Origin of the sequence: Epilithonimonas xixisoli, from assembly GCF_004365655.1 — a bacterium.
GTDB classification, from domain to species: domain Bacteria; phylum Bacteroidota; class Bacteroidia; order Flavobacteriales; family Weeksellaceae; genus Epilithonimonas; species Epilithonimonas xixisoli.
Genome location: NZ_SOEO01000001.1, coordinates 1,031,285 through 1,051,876 on the forward strand (window position 1 = coordinate 1,031,285; position 20,592 = coordinate 1,051,876).

Genomic DNA, 20,592 nt, shown 5'->3' on the forward strand with positions numbered 1-20,592 from the left:
TATACAATTATAAAAATGGAGGAATTTTACTCTAAAAATAATACAAACAGGTTTTGGAAAATCTTGCTGATTCTTATCGCTTTTTTCCCGAATCTTATGCTCTCCCAAAGTGTACCATCTTCATTAGGTACTACCAACTGTTGGGATTGCGTTCCAAACGTTGGCTGGACAAAAGTATTGGGAACACCAGATGTTTCTGATGCCAACAATGCCGCAGCAACGACTAATGGTGGTCTTTGGACTGGAAGACCTTTACCTCTGCCTCCCAATGGTCATACGCATTGGATTACAATTCGAGATGTAGGAGGTGCGGGAGCCGAAGAAATCATCAGAACTACTATTTCTAGTTTGGAAATAGGTAAAGAATACGAAGTAATTGTCTATTCTATGGCTGCGCTAACAGGAACTGCGAGCGGAGCTTACAGCCGTACTTACATCGATCAGTTTTTCTTCGAAATCGAAGGCGGAACTAGAGTAGCGATCAACGATGTCACCCAAAACAGTTGGGGCGTGAAAAAGCTAAGATTTACAGCTACATCTACATCCAGAACACTTACATTTTATCCAGGAGCTAACGGAGCTGGAACTGCGGGCTATGAAGCTGTGAACATTTCTCTTACGGTGAACGCTATCAACTCAGTTCCAATTGCTGTGAACGATAGTCGTACAGTAATAGGAACTAATCCCATTACGTTCAATATTTTGACGAATGATTCTGATCCAGGTGGTTCTCTGAATGTTAATTCTGTAGATTTGGATCCATCGACGCCGGGACTTCAAAAAACATTTTCCAATGCACAAGGATCTTGGTCAGTTAACACTGTGGGCGATGTTACCTTTACACCAGCGCCTTATTTTTATGGGACAGCCACGATACCTTACACAGTTGATGATAATTATACAGTGCCGGGATCTACGCCTGTTACTTCTGCACCAGCAACCTCATCACCAGCAAATATTTTTGTCTTTGTAAGCTTAGATTCAGATGGTGATGGGGTGACCGATGATGTGGATTTGGATGATGATAATGATGGGATTTTGGATACTGATGAAGCAGATTGTATCAATAAAGTCACTAATCTATCAGTTTACAATGGTCAGAGTACTTCTCAGGCAGTACTTAGTGCAAACAACATTACGGTCGGTACTTCCAGAATGCTTGTGACGCACACCACGTTTGGAAACGGGAATATTAATATTAATGAAATAAGTGATAATCACGTGCCAGGAGAAGTGGGAATACGATTAGGACACCCAAATAATACAACAAGGACAGAAGATAACAGAATAGAATCTAATTATACTTTTTCTGCTCCTGTGAGTAATTTTAATTTTAGCCTCCACGATGTAGATGCAGGAGACATTATTAGAGTTATATTATACGATCAAAATGGTAATGTCATTCCTATCGTAAGTTCTATGTACACAATACTTACGCCAGGATCTGTAAGTTATAGCACTACGAATAATTATTTTCAAGATACAACTGGCTCGGATACATCGGGGACAGTAGGAACAATACGTTTTAATCTTACAGGCTATCTAATTTCCAGAATTACACTTCAATATTGGGATTTGGAGGATACAGGAACTTACTCCTTTGTACCACAAACAGGGCAGGAGTGTAATGGTTCCAAAGATACAGATGGAGATGGAATTCCGGATCGTTTAGATTTGGATAGTGATAATGATGGTTGCCCAGATGCCATTGAAGGTGCGGGAAATTTAACAACATTGGTAAACTCCTCTATGCCAGGTGGAAATAGTGGTGCAACCAGCGGAACTCACAACCAGCCAGTTATTCAAAATCTTGGAAATACTGTTGGGAGCACGGCTACAACAAGAGGAATTCCTACGGTCGCAGGCACGGGACAAGGCTTAGGTCAATCTGCGGATGCTACAAAAAATGACTGTTTGGATAGCGATGCAGATGGCATTCCCAATTGGCAAGATTTGGATGATGATAACGATGGAATATTAGATGCTTTAGAATCACCAAATTGTTTCTATAATGCTACTGAAGCCAACGTAATCACTTCTGTAAAATCCAAATTTAATCCTTCTGCAGGAACTAATATTCCCAATTTGTATGATGCTTCTACAGCGACAGTGTTTAACTTCGGCGGTTCGCAAATTGTAAACCCAGATGATGCGTTGTTGACTGTAGAATATATCGTTCCGGTTGCATTAACTAATTTGAATGTAGATCAGCTTGCTTCCGGATTGATGACTGCTGGCACCAACAGATTTGGAAAATTATTCGGTTCAAATGATGGTGTTAATTATACCGCTTTATCTGCTGCTGGAGGTGGTATTCGTGTGGATAACACAGGGATTAAAACATTTCCTAATTTGACACCTACTGTTTCATACAAATATTATCAAGTAAGATATGTTGGAACAGTTGCTGCAGGAAATACTACATCGGGAATCATCGGGACAGGAAATATAAGAGAAATAACAGGTGATTTCAATGCTGCTGCGTATGTTCCTTCTGCAAATCAAAAACCAGGAGTTTGTACATCAGACTCAGATGGAGATGGCATTCCAAACCATTTGGATTTAGATTCTGATGGTGATGGATGTACAGATGCTATAGAAGGAGCGGCAACTTTTACACCTGCCAATCTTGTGACCGCAACAGGATCAATCTCCACACAGACGCCTAATCAAAATCTTGGTAATACAGTAAACACAACTGTGGGATCTCCAAGTTATGGAGTACCTACTATTGCTGGCGCAGGACAAGGCTTGGGAGAATCTCAAAATTCAACCAAGAATGACTGTTTAGATTCTGACGGAGATGGTGTTCCCGATCATGCGGATTTGGATGATGATAATGATGGAATTTTAGATGCTGTAGAATCTCCGAACTGTTTTTATACCTCGGCGGAAGCAAACGCAATTTCAAGCGTAGTTTCTCCTTTTAATGGAGTGGCGCCAGATCCGCTGGCTGGAAACAATATTCCTACTTTATTTAATGGAAGTACTGCTGATGCAAATCCATTCAATTTTGCAGCGGCTCAGACTATTACTCCTGGAACAGCAATCTTCACGATTACTTATCCAACTGCTATTGCTTTATCAACATTGACAGTTACACAAACTGCAAATGGGATGACGCCGGCATCCAGATATGGTGTTTTGTACGGTTCCACAGATGGAGTGAGTTATGTTCCAGTATCAAATACAGCGGGTATATTACTGAATGCAAGTTCAGTTGCATTTACAGTAACATCATCAACCCCATATCGATATTATCAAATACGGTATATAGGAACTGCTTCTAACGGAAATACAACAAATAGTCTTTTGGGAACAGTTGCAATTCAAGAAATAGCATCTGTAATTGCAGCGTCTTACATTCCTTCTGCAAATCCAAAACCAGGAATTTGTAGTGCAGATACGGATGCCGATGGGATTCCAAATCATTTGGATTTAGATTCTGATAACGACGGTTGTACAGATGCTTATGAAGGTGGCGCAAATATTACAATTGGACAGTTGGTAAATTCAACAGGTACAGTTAGTGTGGGATTTGGATCTACAGCTCCCAATCAAAATCTTGGAAACGCTGTTAACACAACTGCAGGATCTGCAAGCTATGGTGTTCCAACTATCGTTGGTGCGGGACAATCTCTAGGCGATTCTCAAAACAATTTGCTTAATGAATGTTTGGATTCTGATGGCGACGGTATTCCGGATGTTGCAGATTTGGATGATGATAATGATGGAATTTTAGATTCAGTAGAAGGTATTTGTACTGCCAATTCTCCATTGAGTTTAACAGGTTGGAAAGCAACAGTTTATGATGCTCCTGTTATCAATGCTTGGACTCAAATTTCAGCTTCTACATCATTCCCAACAGCTAGTTACGCACCGATAGCAACTTTTGATTATAATGAATTTGCGGGGACTAATAATGCATTTAGCATCAATTTCACTGTAACACCTTACGGAATCAATGCAACCCATCCAAAAGTTATAAACTTTTCAGGAACGCCAATATCTTCTGCAGCTACGAATGAAGATTTTGCTGTATTATTCAGAAAAACAATAGAGTACAGAGAGGCTGGTACTTATGTTTTCAATTTAACGTACGGTGATGATCACGTTTTTATTTATAAGAACGGAGTTAAGGTCAATCAACAACAAGATGTTTACAACGTAGCACCTCTAAACGGTTTTGCTACCATTTCGGTTGTTGCGGGTGATGAGATTTCAGTCTTATTAGTTGAAGAAAATCTATATAATACGACCATAAACATAGGAACGTCTAAAACTGCTGGTATATGTTATTTGAATGATACAGATGGCGATGGGATTCCGAATTATCTAGATTTGGATTCGGATAATGATGGCTGCCCAGATGCAATAGAGGGTGCTTCTACCACTATTACATCTTCAAATCTTGTCAACTCATCTATGCCTGGAGGTAATTCTGGAGCAACGAGTGGTAATCACAATCAACCCGTAATTCAGAATCTTGGTAATACCGTGAATACAACTTCTGGTTCTCCAAGTTATGGAGTGCCAACTATTGCTAACGCAGGTCAAGGGATTGGAAATTCTCAAAACTCAAACATCAATGATTGTTTGGATAGCGATGGAGATGGTGTTCCAAATCATGAGGATTTAGATGATGATAATGATGGAATTTTAGATGCCATAGAATCTCCGAGCTGTTTTTACACATCGGCAGAAGCAAACGTGATTTCAAGCGTAGTTTCTCCTTTCAATGGAGTTGCACCAGATCCGCTGGCTGGAAACAATATTCCTACTTTATTTAATGGAATTACTGCTGATGCAAATCCATTCAATTTTGCAGCGGCTCAGACTATTACTCCTGGAACAGCGATCTTCACTATTACTTATCCAACAGCTATACCTTTATCAACATTGACAGTTACGCAAGCTGCAAATGGGATGACGCCGACATCTAGATATGGTGTTTTGTATGGTTCCACAGATGGAGTGAGCTATGTGCCAGTATCAAGTACCGCAGGTGTATTACTGAATACAAATCCAGGCGTTACTTTTACAGTAACATCATCGACACCATATCGATATTATCAAATACGATATATAGGAACGGTTTCTAACGGAAATGCAACAAATAGTCTTTTGGGAACAGTTGCAATTCAAGAAATAGCATCCGTAGTTGCAGCGTCTTACATTCCTTCTGCAAATCCAAAACCTGGAATTTGTAGTGCTGATACTGATGGCGATGGGATTCCAAATCATTTAGATTTAGATTCGGATGGTGATGGTTGTACAGATGCCATAGAAGGTGGAGCCGCATTTACAACTGCGAATCTGGTGACTGCTACAGGAACTATTGCTACACAAACACCAAATCAAAATCTTGGAAATACTGTTGGAAACACGGCAACTACAATGGGTGTTCCAACTATTGCTACCACAGGGCAAACAATCGGGAATTCTCAGTCACTTTCAAAGAACGACTGTCTGGATTCTGACGGAGATGGTGTTCCGGACTGGGAAGATTTAGATGATGACAACGACGGAATTTTAGATTCGGCTGAGTGTCCCCCTGTTTATGCTGATTATACTGCGACTACAATTACTGGAGCAGCAGATCCAATAGCTACAGTTGCCAATATCAGATGGGGAAGTGTAACAGGAACGCTCATTAGAACTAACAATGGAACAACAGTTAATTCTGCATTAAATTTTTCTACTTTAAATTTTTCCAATTCTTCAGTTTTCACACCCGCAGGATCTGCAACCCAGAGTATGATTAGCGAAGGTATTACTGGTTTCAATAACACTAGTAACTTTACAAGATATACTCTCACATTGGATCAACCGGTTGAAAGTATCACACTTCAACTTGCCAATTGGGACTATATGAGAACACGTTTTGTAGGAAGCCATAGAGAAGAGCGCTTGAGTGGAGGAACACAGATGATCTATGACCCGGTTACAAGACAGCTTTATGACTCTGATCCAGCTACTTCAAGTGTCGGTGTAGAAACCAGAGATGGGTACGGTTCTATAAGAATCACGAGTATCAATGGAGCTCCCATCACACAAATCATTTTTGAGAGATATGATGAGCCTAATTCATCAAGTGTAACGGATGGGTTTTTCTATACTTTTTCTGTAGAGGCAATTTGCGACTCGGATGGAGATGGTATCCCTAACCGTTTAGATCTTGATAGCGACGGTGACGGATGTACAGATGCAGTAGAAGGAGGAGGAACTTTTACCAGCACAAATTTGGTAAATGCTTCTGGTGCGCTTTCTACACAAACACCAAATCAAAACCTTGGGAATACAGTTGGGAATACAGCAACGACAATGGGAGTTCCAACCATTGCTACCACAGGTCAAACAGTTGGGAATTCTCAAGCCTCTTCAAAGAACGATTGTCTGGATTCTGACGGTGACGGCATTCCAGATTGGCAAGATGTAGATGATGATAATGACGGGATTTTGGATACTGCAGAATGTAGCAATACTTTTGGAGATTTGCTTACTGCATTTGGCGCAGGTAGATTGTTGGGTATTATGCCTTCAGATTTTGGATTAGGTTTAGGTGTTAAAAACCAAAATATAACCAGAGATATAAGTACTAAATTTGGTTATCCTGCTAATTCAGGTGCGGTTGTCATTTCAATTACAAATGCATCTGTGCATCCAACTCAGGACGCTTGGTGGACTAAATTTGGAGAATCACAGTCTGTGTGGAGAGTCACAGGAACTATGAGTGCTTTTGTATTAATGACTCAAAATCCTGAATATTATGGCAGTGACAGCAAAACAATTCACATCTATGATGGTGACACTGTTATCCCTATCACTGGAACTGGTATTCCAGGACAAGATAATCAGACTCCATCAGCACAATGGTCAACAAATCTGACTGCTACTGCTAAAACACTTGCCAATCTCCAGCCTGAAGATAGCAACAATGCAAACATCAAGATTGGACAATGGAGATTCGCCAATATGAATTTTGGACAAAAAACTTTTGGTTTCTCAACTACCACAAGATTTGCAGATCCTACCTACGCTGTAAATATGTATTTGGAATGTGATTCTGATATGGATGGAATTCCGGATAGGCTAGATTTGGATAGCGATGCGGATGGTTGTTCAGATGCTTTGGAGGGAGGTGCTATAATAGAAACTTCTCAATTACAGACCTCTGGAGGAACTTTGAGCGGAGGAAGTACAAACGTTAATCAAAATATTTGTACAACGTGTGTCAGCACAGGCGGAGCCAATATTGGATTGCCGCAGTTTGCAACACCGGTTCCATCTGGGTATAGCAATGCCACAGGACAAAGTATTGGAGATTCCAAAAATGGTGCTGTTGCGGCTTGTTACTGTACACAGCCACCTGCTGCAGGAACAGGAGAAATCACAAAAGTGGGAATCTCTGTTCAGCAAAAGCAAGAAGGCTGGCCACAGAATATCCCGAATGGTCACATTGTTTTGGAATCCAAAGAAAAAGGATTAGTCATTACAAGAGTAGCTCACGTTAGTTTTGTACCTCAAGCGACGGATTCTATTGCCACGCCATTCGCAGGAATGTTGGTTTATGACATTCAGGATTCTTGTGTGAAACTTTATAACGGAATCAACTGGAAATGTCTTGAGAGAAGTTGTAATACAGCCAGTAATTAATTAAATCATTAAACAAATGAAAAATATAATATTAACAGCGTTTTTTAGCTTAGTTACGACGACTTTGAATGCTCAGATATCGATAGGCAAAAGTGCAATTACCAATGCCAGTGTCTTGATGGAGTTTGATAATGCTTTGACAAATAAGAAAGGTATCATCCTCTCCACGGTGGATAACGTTACCAATGCAATTGGATCAACTCCCGCTGCTAACAACGGAACATTCTTGTTTGACAGAAGTGATGACCGTGTGAAAATGTACGAAAACAATACTTGGATAAATCTAAGTGATCCTGGTAGTGAAACTAAAATTACGCCCAATACTTCAGCTGAAACAACTGCTAATCAAGGTGCCATCATCGGAGCAGATACAAGCAATGCAAAAGGTGTTTTGGTCTTGGAAGCTAGCAACAAAGCCTTGGTTTTACCTTGGATTCGTGATCCGCATTTGACAGTTCTCAATCCTTATCCGGGAATGATGTGCTATGACACAACCAGCAGAACTTTGGCAGTGTTTGACGGCACGGTTTGGAACTATTGGAAATAAATTGATTTTTTAATCAACTATAATTAAGCCTTCAAAATTAGATTTTGAAGGCTTTTTCTTGATGAATCAACAGATGAGAAGCAGTCTTAGTTCTCCATCATTTTCCACGGGCGCGCGATGAATGCAAGGCGGCGTTTTTTGATCGGGATGATCTACAGATAAACGCCAAAGATTGCCAATTCCTAAACTAATGGGCATTGCATTCGATTTTGGCTGATAATGCAAATCAAAATAATATTCCTCCAAAAAGTTTTCAAATCCTGATTCAGGACCATCATAGAGTTTTTTGAGTTCTTCACGAATTTCTGGAACTAATATTTTTTGAATAGCCATATCATTAGGCAAAATATCGCTGGTTGCGCCAAAATAGGTGCAGAGATAAGTACTGGTTGCCACAGGAGATCTATCAACGTGGTAGGAATAAACATCTGTCGAGATAAAATCAAACTCGTTATCCCGCTGATAGTTTCTTAATAAATTAAGCGATGGTGATGCACCAAAATCGGTTAAAAGTTGCAGATCGGATAAAATAATTTCTCTGGCAAATTCTCCTTCCTGCGACAATTCCAATGCTAAAAGATCTTCTGGTGAAACTTCGGTAATGTCCTCTTTCAAATGGAGCTTGGAAACTATTTCTTTGAAATCTCCCGACAGTTCTCTCTCCCAGCAAACGGCATTCATTTGACCTTCGAAATTTCTTTTCACAAGATCAGAAAACGAATTTACAATGGCGATTTGAGATGTTTCTAATAGATAATCTTTCATAGAATTGCAAAATAATGTTGTGTAATTATAATAAAAATTAGTTTAGGTTTTATGGTAATTAAACTAATCCTAAAAATTTCAAATCAGAAGCCAATACAAAGCAAAGTTTCGCCCAAATTCACAGGTGGCGTTCCTATTTTGTAGAGGATGACACCAGATTCCGGCGCTGTGATTTCTTTAATTTTATTTCCAAAAATATCGTTTATAAAACCAATTAATTCACCTTTTTTTACAGAATCTCCAGCTTTCAAATCACTGTAGAAAATCCCCTGAACTGGCACAGAAACATACGCTTGCTGGTTGTATCTTATTTTTACAGGGTTCGCTCTTGTGATATTTTCATCATACATTTTAAGCTCAGACATCATTCTGAAAATGGCATTTTTTGTGAAAGATAATTCCGACTTTTCCCAGTTTCCTAATTTTCCAATCTCAATGCTCAGTGCAGGAATACCTTGTCTCACCGCTTGTTTGAAAGAGTACATCGCCGGTTTGTCTGCAGGCAAAATGTATGGGTAGGAAACCACGGTGTCAAAACCACTTACTTCGCTCAGTTTTGCAGCCAGTTGCGTTTGCTTTGTAAACTCTTTGTTGTCGTAGTAGCAGATAAATGGAATCAAATCTTCGCCCACATCACCGCCATGCATATCCAGCAAAACATCGGTTACGCCAAAGATTTCTTTCGTCATAAAATCTGCCATCACTTCCGTGATTGTTCCGTTGGGATTTCCAGGGAAAACGCGGTTCAGATTCAGTTGGTCAATTGGATTTACGAATGGCGTTCTTTTGTAAAATGAGGTCACATTTACGATGGGAATAATGATGAGGTTTCCACGCAATTTTTTTGGATCAATTTCTTTGCGAAGTTCTAGCAGAGACATAATGGTAGGATATTCCATCCCGTGGATTCCTGCGATGATGGTGAACGTTGGACCTTTTTGTTTTCCCTTTATCACGGTGATTGGCATATCTACAGATGCCGTTTTATCCAATGTTTGCAATGTGAAAACAGTGTCTTTTACTGTTTCTTTTTCGCTTAGTATTTTTTTGAGTTTAAGATTTTGAGCCGAGACTGATAAGCTGATAAAAACGGCTAATAACGAGTAAAATTTCATTATAATTTTATTGATAAAACAAATAATTGACTGTTCCTCCTTACAGAAATACGATGATATTTTAAAGTTCCGAAGTTTTTTGGCTATTAAGAACTATCAAAACTAACAGTAAGAAAACCGATAAATAAAATGAAAGTAGTTCTATACGAGGATTTCTGATAATGACGGTTCAAAGTTACCATTTATAAATAGCGTAGGCAAAGTCTGACTTGTTACGAAGATATTAAATGTTGTAATTATTAGTTTTTTGGCATCAGTTTTAATGCTTATCATAGAAAATTTTCATTCTCATTTTGAGACATTTTCATATTTTGATTTGATGAATATTTTTCTCATTTTCAAAAATTACACTTTTTAGTTCTTTTTTTGGTTATTATTTTATCCCAGAATTGAAAAATTTGGGGTAAATTACTGTCTTAAAATTTGTTAATCATAAGTTAAATTATTGTTAAAATTTGATATATTTTTAATGTCTTAATTCTGCATTAAGGTTTGGTTCATATTGAATTAATATTGATAGTTTGTTTTAAATTATTATTTTAGTAATTTAATGATATTCAAATGTTTATAGCTTAAAATTATTTTGATTTTCTTTTGAATTATTTCCTTTTTTTTTATTTCATAAATGCTTTTCGGGAGCAATTTTCTATTTCATTTTGATGCTGAATGTTAACAAATTCTGCTTCATCTATTTTGTATATGAATTCTTTTATTACATTTAGAAGTGTAAAAAATACATTTATAAAATAAGCCTTTTATGAATAAAAAAATTGATTCCATTTCAAAGATAGCCGGTCGATTCTTATCATTTTCCAGCTCTCGAAAATTTATGGTTGTGCTTTTCGCCACCATCTCCAGTTCTATTTATTCACAACAGATCATAAAAGGGTCGGTTGTATCTAATTCCGACGGTAAACCTGTATCCAACGCAACAATCAAGATTGCAAATTCCAAAGTTTTGGTGGAGAGTGATGCAGATGGAAATTTTGAAATCACTGCAAGTCCAGATGATGTTCTTGTATTCACTTCTTCTGACTTTGACTCTCAGGAAATCAAAGTAGGGAAGAAGACTTTGTTTAATATCAAACTAAGAAGAAATCTTAACAATATTGATGAAGTTGTCGTAATCGGTTACGGTAAACAAAAGAAATCTGACATCACAGGCGCAGTTTCGGTTGTGAAGATGGAGGATGCGAAAAAAACGGTAACTTATGATATTGCAAAACAATTACAAGGACAAGTTGCAGGTGTGACCATGCAATCTTCTGGTGAGCCGGGAGGTTTTGTGAATATGAAAATCCGAGGGATTACATCTTTTACGAATAACAATCCACTCTTCGTTGTAGATGGAATTATGGTCAATAGTCCTGGCGATTTTGCTCCGGGTGATGTAGAGTCTATTCAGGTTTTGAAAGATGCTTCTGCTGCTGCTATCTACGGTGTGCGTGGAGCTGCGGGTGTTGTCATCATCACAACGAAGCAAGGCGCTAAAGGAAAAATGAGTATTGGCTACAAAGGATTAAATGGTTTTCAGTTTGCGCCTAAAAAACTAAGTCTTACCAATCGTGAGCAATATCAGCAAATTACAAATCAATCTTATTTGAATGCTGGTCTTCCAATTCTTTCTGGAAACGATCCTAACAGTCCATATTATATTAATAATGTTGATACAGATTGGCAGGAAGAAGGTTTTACGACGGGACAAATTCAGAATCATTCTGTAAACTTCAATGGAGGTTCAGAAAATTTGAGTTACAGTATTAATCTAGATTATTTTAAAAACACCGCTTATCTCAACACACCACAAGATTTTGAAAGATATGCGTTGAATGCTAACTTCAGTGGTAAAAAAGGAGACAAGTTCAAATATGGCGGTAAGTTTTCCTACACACAATCTGATAAGGAAAATTTCAATGGGTACAACAACGGTTCTGTTTTAGTTTCATTGATTCAGGCAATTCCTACAATGCCAATGTATGATTCTAACCGTTTAGGAGGATTTGGTGGAACAGATGCTAATACGCAGGCTGCTATCTCTCTGAACGTTTTAGGTTATAACCGTTTGATTCAAAACAATACGAAAAGAAACCGTTTCTTAGGAGACTTCTGGGCAGAGTACGAAATTGTGAAAGGCCTTAAATATAAGCTAGATGTTTCTGCAGACAGAACGACTGTTCATAACCGTTTATTTAATCCTGAATCGGATTTAGGATGGTACTACATCACAGAAGCTAGAGAAGCACAATTGGATGTTTCGGACAACTCTTTGCAAACCACATTCATCAATAATCTATTGACTTATGATTTAAAACTTGGAGATCATAATTTCAATTTTATGGCAGGATGGATTCAGCAGAGAGACGATTACTATAACCATTGGTCAAGAGGTGTTGGTTACGCAGCGGGAACTATCCCACAACTGGAATATGCCACTGCCAGAGACACCGGAGAATATAGAAATGTAGTGACAACAACTTCTTACATCGGAAGGGTAAATTATAACTATAATGAAAAGTATCTTTTCACAGCCAATTTCCGTCAAGATAAAACGTCACTGTTTGCACCAAGAAACAATCATGCAGAAAACTTCTCATTCTCTGGAGGATGGAGATTGGACAAAGAAGAATTCATCAAACTTCCGGATTATATCAAATTATTAAAACTGAGAGGAAGCTGGGGAAGATTGGGTAACAATACCATTCCTGTGTACTCTTGGGAAAACACCATCAATCCGTTCGCAAATTATATTTTTGGAGGTGGATTGCAACCAGGATCTACTATGATTACAATCAAAGATCCAAACATCAAATGGGAAACTGTAGAATCTACAAGTGCGGCATTAGAACTTAACTTGTTCAACAAATTAGATTTCACTGCAGAATATTATACCAAGAAATCTTATGACATGCTTTTGTCTGTGCCGTTGCCATTCAGTTCTGGTGGAACGCCAAACAACATTGTTACCAATGCTGGTGATATGAAAAGTATGGGATGGGAGTTCACATTAGGTTACCGTCAAAACATTGGGGATTTTAGATTAGCATTCAATGCCAACTTGGGAATCATGGACAATGAGGTTCTGAAACTTGGTGAAAATAATAGCCCTATTATCGGAATCAATTCCAGAACAGAAGTGGGAAGATCTGCAGGAGAACTTTACGGTTGGATCGCAGAAGGGATTTTCCAAAACACAGCCGATGTTCAAGGACACGCTACTCAGACGAATGCTGCTCCTGGTGATGTGAAATTCAAGGATCTAAACGGTGACGGAATTATTGATGACCAAGACAGAACTTTCCTTGGAAGATCTATGCCTAAATATACTTTTGGTATCAATCTAAGTGCGACTTACAAGAATTTCGATTTATCAATGTTCTGGCAAGGAATGGCTGGTCATTACATTTATAATGGAACCTACTCATCTTTAATGATTGGAGATTTGACCAACCATTCTACAGATATGTTGAACTATTGGACACCCGAAAATACCAATACAAACATCCCAAGACCGGTTAAAAATAATCCAAACGATAACAATAGACCATCTAACAGATTCGTAGAAAAAGGAGATTACATCAAATTGCAAGCGCTGGAGATTGGATACACTTTCGAGACAGATAAAACAATTTTTAACAAAGTTAGAATCTACACATCTGGTCAGAATCTCTTGACATTTACAAAATACAAAGGTTACGATCCAGATTTCATCAGTGATGGATTGATATCAAGAGGTTTTGAATTTGGTTCATTCCCAAATCCAGTCACCGTTTCTTTTGGTATCGAAGCTAACTTCTAATTATTAATCTACAACAAAATGACAAAGAAATATTTTTATATCGCAATAGCATCATTATCATTATCAAGTTGTGTGAATGATGCAGATCTAGATCAACACGATCCCAACGTCAACACAGAAGCTAATTTTTGGAAAACAGATGAAGATGGACTAAAAGGTGTCAACGCAGTGTATGCAGGCTTAATTACAGATGGAACTTATATGAGAAGCACGCCGCTTTTACTAGATGCAAGAGCAGATGATACGCACAGTGTAAGTCCTTGGGGAGCAATGTTTACGGCGGGTAAATTCACAACAGTTATTTCTCTAGATGACATCTATGGGTGGGCATTCAAAGATTACTATCAAGGTGTTTACCGTGCAAACCAAGTTCTTTTGAATGTTCCAAATATTGCATTTGCAGATCAGGAACTTAAAAACAGAGTTTTAGGACAAGCACATTTTCTTAGAGGTTTGTACTTCTTCCATCTGGTTAATTTGTATGGCAGAGTTCCGCTTCCGTTAGACTTAGAGCTTTACCACGGTCAGAAAACCAATGAAGAAGGTTGGCAGCAAGTCATTGCAGATTTTCAAAAAGCAGAAGAATTGCTTCCGGTTTCTTATACCAACTTAAATGGTTTGGACAAAGGTCATACAGGTAGAGCAACCAAAGGTGCAGCAATGGCTTATCTAGGAAAAGCATATCTCTTTACCAAAGATTTTTCTAAAGCAAAAGAACAATTCGAAAAAGTCATCAACCTTGGAACATATAGCTTAGTTTCCAATTATTCAGACAACTTTACAGAAGCCAATGAGAATAACTCAGAATCTATTTTTGAACTTCAGTTTGATAGAAACATTGGAGGAATAGATTTAGGCTGGGGTGGAGCACCAGGATCATCTTGGGGTAAAACATCTGCAAGAGCCATTACTTACGGACCTCCAGGATTTGGATTTAATGATATCCAACCTACGAAAGCTTTGTTTAATGAATATCAGCAAGAGAAAACCGTTTCTGGAGCTTTGGATCCACGGTTAGGAGCTACAATGTTCTACAACCATCCAGGTGAGACACTTTACGGGAAAGATTTTGCTCAAAATTACGCAGGTAATCCAGCATATCTGAATGATGTTTTCACAAAGAAATATCAAAATTATAATAACGGCTCAGTTAGTGAATATGACTGGAGATCGGGAATCAACGAAAGGTTGATGAGATACGCAGATGTCTTAATGATGTACGCAGAATGTCTTAATGAGTTGGGAAGCACTTCTCAAGCTTATGATTACATCCAGATGGTAAGAAACAGAGTCCAATTGCCGGATCTTAGAACTACTAAACCGGGAATGACACAAGCTCAAATGAGAGAACAAATCGCTCACGAGAGATTCCTTGAGTTTTCTTTGGAAGGCCACCGTTTCGATGACATCAGACGTTGGGGTTGGCTTCAAGATCAATCTAAACTGAATTGGTTGAAATCCAGAGATAGCGAGTTCAATACTTACTCTCCGGGCAGAGAATATTATCCAATTCCATTGACGGAAATTGATAACAATCCAAACAACATCACCCAAAATCCGGGCTGGTAAAAATCAAAAATAATTCATCTGGGTCAGTGGTTTTCTGCTGATCCAGATTTATCAAAAAAAATGAAAATGACTTCTATGATTACGAAAAATATAAACCCAGGAAAATTCTTCTTTACAGTCGGGATTGCACTTAGTATGACAGTTCAGGCTCAGACCAAATCTACAATCACAATTGATACCAATGCCAAAGCACCAACGATAAACAAACACATCTACGGTCATTTTGCTGAGCATCTTGGAAGAGGGATTTATGACGGAATCTTTGTAGGCGAAACTAGTACCATTCCTAATACCAAAGGTGTGAGGAATGATATTATCAAAGCTTTGAAAGACCTTAGTATTCCAAATCTTAGATGGCCAGGCGGTTGTTTCGCAGATACTTACCATTGGAAAGATGGCATCGGTCCAAAAAAAGAAAGACCAACTATTGTTAACAGATGGTGGGGTGGAAACACAGAAGATAATAGTTTCGGAACACACGATTTCCTTGATTTGGCCAAAGAAATAGGCGCTGAGCCGTATTTAGCTGGAAACCTTGGAAGCGGCGAAGTGAAAGAATTATCAGACTGGGTAGCTTATGTCAATGGCGATACCAAAAATCCAATGAGTGACCTTAGAAAAAAGAATGGTCAGGAAAAACCATGGAACGTAAAATATTGGGGCGTTGGAAACGAAATGTGGGGTTGTGGTGGTAATATGACGCCAGAATTCTACGCTAATCTTTACCGCCAATATTCCACTTTTATGACGGATTGGAATAACTCGGATAAATTATTCAGAATTGCTTCGGGAGCTAATATCGATGATTATCATTGGACAGAAGTAATGATGCGAGATATCCCAAGAGGCTTGATAGAAGGTGTGGCTTTACATTCTTATTCTTTTGCAAACTGGGAGAAAAAAGGTGATGCCGTCGATTTTTCTGAAGACCAATATTTTGCAACGATGAAATCTGCGCTTCGTATGGATGAATTGATCCAAAAGCACAGCGCCATTATGGACAAATACGATCCTGAGAAAAAAACAGCGTTGATTGTTGACGAATGGGGCGGATGGTACGAAGTGGAAAAAGGAACTAATCCAGGTTTCCTTTACCAACAAAATACAATGAGAGATGCGATGATTGCAGGTGTTACGCTTAATATCTTCAACCAACATAGTGATAGAGTGAGAATGGCAAACTTGGCTCAGACAGTGAATGTTCTTCAAGCTGTAATCCTGACTAAAGGAGAAAAAATGTTGTTAACACCAACTTATCACGTAATGAATCTTTACAAAGCGCACCAAGATGCCAAATTGATTCCTTTGAATATCGATAGCCCCAATTACAGCAACAAATCTGAAACTCTGAAAGCGGTTTCCGCTTCGGCTTCAGAGAAAAATGGCGTCACGACAATTTCATTAGTCAATATCGATAGCAAAAATGCAGTTGAGACAAGTATCGATTTGAAGAATTTCAAAGGTAAAAACTTCACAGCTCAGATTCTTGAATCAAACAAAATCAATGACCACAACACTTTTGACAAACCATCATTGATTGCGCCAAAAGAATTCAAAAATATCAAAAAAGAGAAAGATGCTTTGAAATTGACTTTGCCTCCGTTCTCAGTTGTTGTTCTAACATCAAAATAATCATCTTATGAAAACTCAATTTAATATCAGAAAGTTACTATTAGTAGTCCTTTCTTCCGCAGTGATCTATTCTTGTAAAGAAGAAGACTGGCAACCGGAAAATAATTATAATGCGGAAACTGGCACTGGAGAAAATACAAATTTTGATGCCATTACAGATACTTACGCAGATGTTGCAGGTCTTCCTTACATCAGTATGTGGGGCTATAGAAACGTTCACGATCCATCCATTATAAAAGTGGGGGATACTTACTATTGTTACAGTACAGACGTTGCTTTTGGAGTTGTTGTAAAACCTGGAATTCAAGTTAGAAAATCAAAAGATCTCATCAACTGGACTTTCGAAGGTTGGGTGTTTGATGGTCTTCCAAAGAAAGGTGCAGATTACATTAAACAAAATGGAGGAACGCCTGATAACGCATTATGGGCACCTTATGTTCTGGAAGTGAATGGAGAATACAGATTGTATTATTCTTTGGCATCCAACAAAGGAAGATTGAGTGTGACTGGATTGGCAACTTCATCTTCGCCAATGGGACCTTGGACAGAAAAAGAGATTGTGGTCACTTCCAAAGATGACAACAGCGTTGGAACAAATGCGATAGATCCTACAATTTTGGTAGCCGACGGAAGACATATTATGTATTACGGTTCTTCTTGGGATGGGATTTATAAATTAGAATTGGATCCAACTACAGGATTGGCGAAAAACTCTGGAGACAGAGGAACAAGAATCGTTCAACGTGCTTCTACAGGCGGAATGAGAAACGGAAATCTGGAAGGTCCGGAAATTATCTATAACGCAGAACAAAAGAAATATTATTTATTTTTAGCTTACGACTGGTTGCAAACCAAATACAACGTGAGAGTCGCAAGATCCGACAGTCCGGATGGTCCTTTCTTGGACTACAATGGCGTTAATGTTAATAACAATATAGATTCTGCACCAATGATTATTGCGCCTTATCAGTTCAAAGGTCATTCTGGATGGCAAGGTGTTTCGCATCCTGGTGTTTTCAAAGGAGAGAATAACCAATATTACATTGCGCATCAAGGTCGTCCGGGCGTGAACAGTTTCTATATGGATCTTCACGTTCGTGAGTTGTATTGGATGCAAGATGGCTGGCCGGTTGCTTCTCCGGAAAGATATGCTGCGGTAACTCAGAAAGAAATTAAATCTGCTGATTTGGCTGGAACTTACGAGCAAATCGTTCTTGGTTACAGAGTAACTCCTGGTTATGCAGCAGAGCAAACAAGTCCAGATTTCCAACCTTCATCTGAAACTATTTTAAGTCCAAACGGAACTATTAATAATGACCCAAATAATACTTGGTCTTACAGCGCACCTTATTTGACACTTTCTTGGGCTAATGGTGCTTTCAAAGATATTCTTTATGTAAAATACGGTAGAGATTGGGAAAACAAAGTCTCTTCTACAATTCTATTTACAGGTCTGAATCAATTCGGAACAGCAATCTGGGCTAAGAAAATTAAATAACAATGATTTTAAAATTTAAAAATATAGCGGCAACGGCATTGTTATCTTTTTACATTGCCGGAAACGCACAAACGGGCGAAAATCCAATCATCAAAGATGAATTTTTAGGAGATCCAGCGGCGTTGGTTCATAAAGGAAAAGTGTATTTGTACGCTGGTCACGATGAAGCACCAAATGATTTCAATTTCTATAAAATGAATGAATGGAAAGTCTATTCTTCATCCGATCTTAAAACTTGGGACAAACATCCCGTTCCTTTGAAAGCTTCAGATTTTGCTTGGGCTTCCGGCGATGCTTGGGCTTCTCAAGTGATAGAAAAGAATGGTAAATTTTATTGGTACGTTACAGTAAGTCACAAAACAATTCCAGGAAAATCAATCGGTGTTGCAGTAAGCGATTCGCCAATTGGGCCATTCAAAGATGCGTTGGGAAAAGCTTTAATTACGAATGATATGACCAAGAAAACTACCATCGATTGGGATGATATTGATCCGACGGTTTATATTGATGATAAAGGTCAAGGCTGGTTATTTTGGGGAAATACAGTTTGTTATTATGCAAAACTGAAAAACAATATGACAGAATTGGACAGCGAAATCAAAACCGTTGACCTTCCAAAATTCACAGAAGCGCCTTATATCCACAAGAAAAATGGATGGTATTATCTGTCTTATGCGACTGGTTTTCCTGAGAAAATCGCTTATGCTATGAGCAAATCTCTCGATGGACCTTGGGAATATAAAGGAATTTTAAACGAATTAGCAGGAAATTCCAATACCAATCATCAATCTATTATCGAGTTCAAAGGCAAAGACTATTTCATCTATCACAACGGCGCTATTGAACCAAATGGTGGAAGTTTCAGACGATCGGTCGCTATAGAACATCTTTATTATAACAAAGACGGAAGTATCAAACCGATTATTATGACTACAAAAGGCATTAACTAAATTTTTGACATGAAATTTTTCAAGTATATTATTATTTTCTTAGTCAATGGTTTCGCTTTCGCACAGGAAGCGAAGCCAATTGATGTTCAATTTTCGCACGATCCGGTCGCTATCAAACAAGGTAATACTTATTATATGTTTACGACTGGGAAAGGGATTGGCGTTTATTCTTCGACAGATTTTAAAAACTGGAAACCTGAGAAAAGTGTTTTCGATGTAAAACCAACTTGGGCAGACAAAGTAGTTCCAAATTATGACAATCATATTTGGGCACCGGATGTTGTTTTTCACAACGGACTTTATTATTTATATTATAGTGTTTCGGCTTTTGCTAAAAATACTTCTGCAATCGGCGTGACAGTTAACAAAACTTTAGATCCGAAAAGCAAAGATTTCAAATGGATTGATAAAGGCATCGTAATCCAAAGTCATCCAAACCGAGATATGTGGAATGCCATCGATCCTCAAATTATTTTTGATGATAATAAAGTACCTTATATGGCTTTCGGTTCTTTCTGGGACGGACTGAAAATGGTAAAACTGAATCCAGATTTAATCAGCATTGCGCAACCTCAGGAATGGCACACGATTGCAAAAAGAGAACGTTCTTTCAAGTTGGACGATACAGATCCAGGCGATGCAGCGATAGAAGCACCTTTCATTTTCAAAAAAGGTAAATATTACTATCAATTTGCGTCTTGGGATTTGTGTTGCAGAGCGGAAAAAAGTACGTATAAAGTGGTTGTAGGTCGCTCCGAAAAACTCACAGGACCTTATGTAGATGACAAAGGAATTCCAATGAACGAAGGTGGCGGAAAACTGGTCATCGAAGGGAATAAAAATTGGTTTGGCGCAGGACACAACAGTACTTATACTTTCGATGGAAAAGATTATATGATTTTCCACGCTTACGACGGTAAAAACAAAGGTTTCCCAGTTGGGAAAATCAAAGAAATCACTTGGCAGAATGATTGGCCAACTGTTACACCATTAGATTAATTTTCAACTTCATATTTGGCATTGTCAACCGATGCCAAATTTTCTTTTTTAATAATTATCACTCC

Annotated in this window: 10 protein-coding genes; 8 read left to right on the forward strand and 2 right to left on the reverse strand. The window is 38.4% G+C overall.

Annotation, left to right across the window (positions count from 1 at the left end; translation table 11 throughout):
- The first annotated feature begins 15 nt into the window (after positions 1-15).
- A complete protein-coding gene (locus B0I22_RS16075; RefSeq protein WP_166668176.1) occupies positions 16-7,656 on the forward strand; it encodes an Ig-like domain-containing protein in 7,641 nt (2,546 codons plus the stop codon).
- Positions 7,657-7,672: 16 nt separating this feature from the next.
- Positions 7,673-8,203 (forward strand): hypothetical protein, encoded by a 531-nt coding sequence (locus B0I22_RS04735; RefSeq protein WP_133943498.1) that lies wholly within the window; start codon positions 7,673-7,675, stop codon positions 8,201-8,203.
- 66 nt (positions 8,204-8,269) lie between these two features.
- On the opposite strand, the gene B0I22_RS04740 is transcribed toward B0I22_RS04735, so the two are convergent.
- Both B0I22_RS04740 and B0I22_RS04745 read right to left on the reverse strand, forming a co-directional pair.
- Positions 8,270-8,968: a DUF1826 domain-containing protein gene (locus B0I22_RS04740; RefSeq protein WP_133943499.1), complete on the reverse strand. Its 699-nt coding sequence runs from the start codon at positions 8,966-8,968 to the stop codon at positions 8,270-8,272.
- Between the two features lie 83 nt (positions 8,969-9,051).
- Complete coding sequence (locus B0I22_RS04745) at positions 9,052-10,083, reverse strand: succinylglutamate desuccinylase/aspartoacylase family protein (RefSeq protein ID WP_133943500.1); 1,032 nt, start codon at positions 10,081-10,083, stop codon at positions 9,052-9,054.
- Between the two features lie 757 nt (positions 10,084-10,840).
- Between B0I22_RS04745 and B0I22_RS04750 the strand changes: the two genes are divergently transcribed.
- The 6 genes from B0I22_RS04750 to B0I22_RS04775 all read left to right on the forward strand — a co-directional run bounded on the left by B0I22_RS04750 (position 10,841) and on the right by B0I22_RS04775 (position 20,527).
- The gene (locus B0I22_RS04750) at positions 10,841-13,879 is read left to right on the forward strand and encodes a SusC/RagA family TonB-linked outer membrane protein (RefSeq protein ID WP_133943501.1); all 3,039 of its coding nucleotides are present in this window, start codon (positions 10,841-10,843) and stop codon (positions 13,877-13,879) included.
- Between the two features lie 18 nt (positions 13,880-13,897).
- Positions 13,898-15,448 carry a RagB/SusD family nutrient uptake outer membrane protein gene (locus B0I22_RS04755; protein WP_133943502.1) on the forward strand — a complete coding sequence of 517 codons (1,551 nt, stop codon included), beginning with the start codon at positions 13,898-13,900 and terminating at the stop codon, positions 15,446-15,448.
- 66 nt (positions 15,449-15,514) lie between these two features.
- Positions 15,515-17,080 carry an alpha-N-arabinofuranosidase gene (locus B0I22_RS04760; protein ID WP_425459591.1) on the forward strand — a complete coding sequence of 522 codons (1,566 nt, stop codon included), beginning with the start codon at positions 15,515-15,517 and terminating at the stop codon, positions 17,078-17,080.
- A 7-nt stretch (positions 17,081-17,087) separates the two neighbouring features.
- On the forward strand, positions 17,088-18,578 hold the full coding sequence (locus tag B0I22_RS04765; protein ID WP_133943504.1) for an arabinan endo-1,5-alpha-L-arabinosidase: 1,491 nt from the start codon (positions 17,088-17,090) through the stop codon (positions 18,576-18,578).
- 2 nt (positions 18,579-18,580) lie between these two features.
- Complete coding sequence (locus B0I22_RS04770) at positions 18,581-19,528, forward strand: glycoside hydrolase family 43 protein (protein ID WP_133943505.1); 948 nt, start codon at positions 18,581-18,583, stop codon at positions 19,526-19,528.
- Between the two features lie 9 nt (positions 19,529-19,537).
- Positions 19,538-20,527 carry an arabinan endo-1,5-alpha-L-arabinosidase gene (locus B0I22_RS04775; protein ID WP_133943506.1) on the forward strand — a complete coding sequence of 330 codons (990 nt, stop codon included), beginning with the start codon at positions 19,538-19,540 and terminating at the stop codon, positions 20,525-20,527.
- The last annotated feature ends 65 nt before the right edge of the window (positions 20,528-20,592 follow it).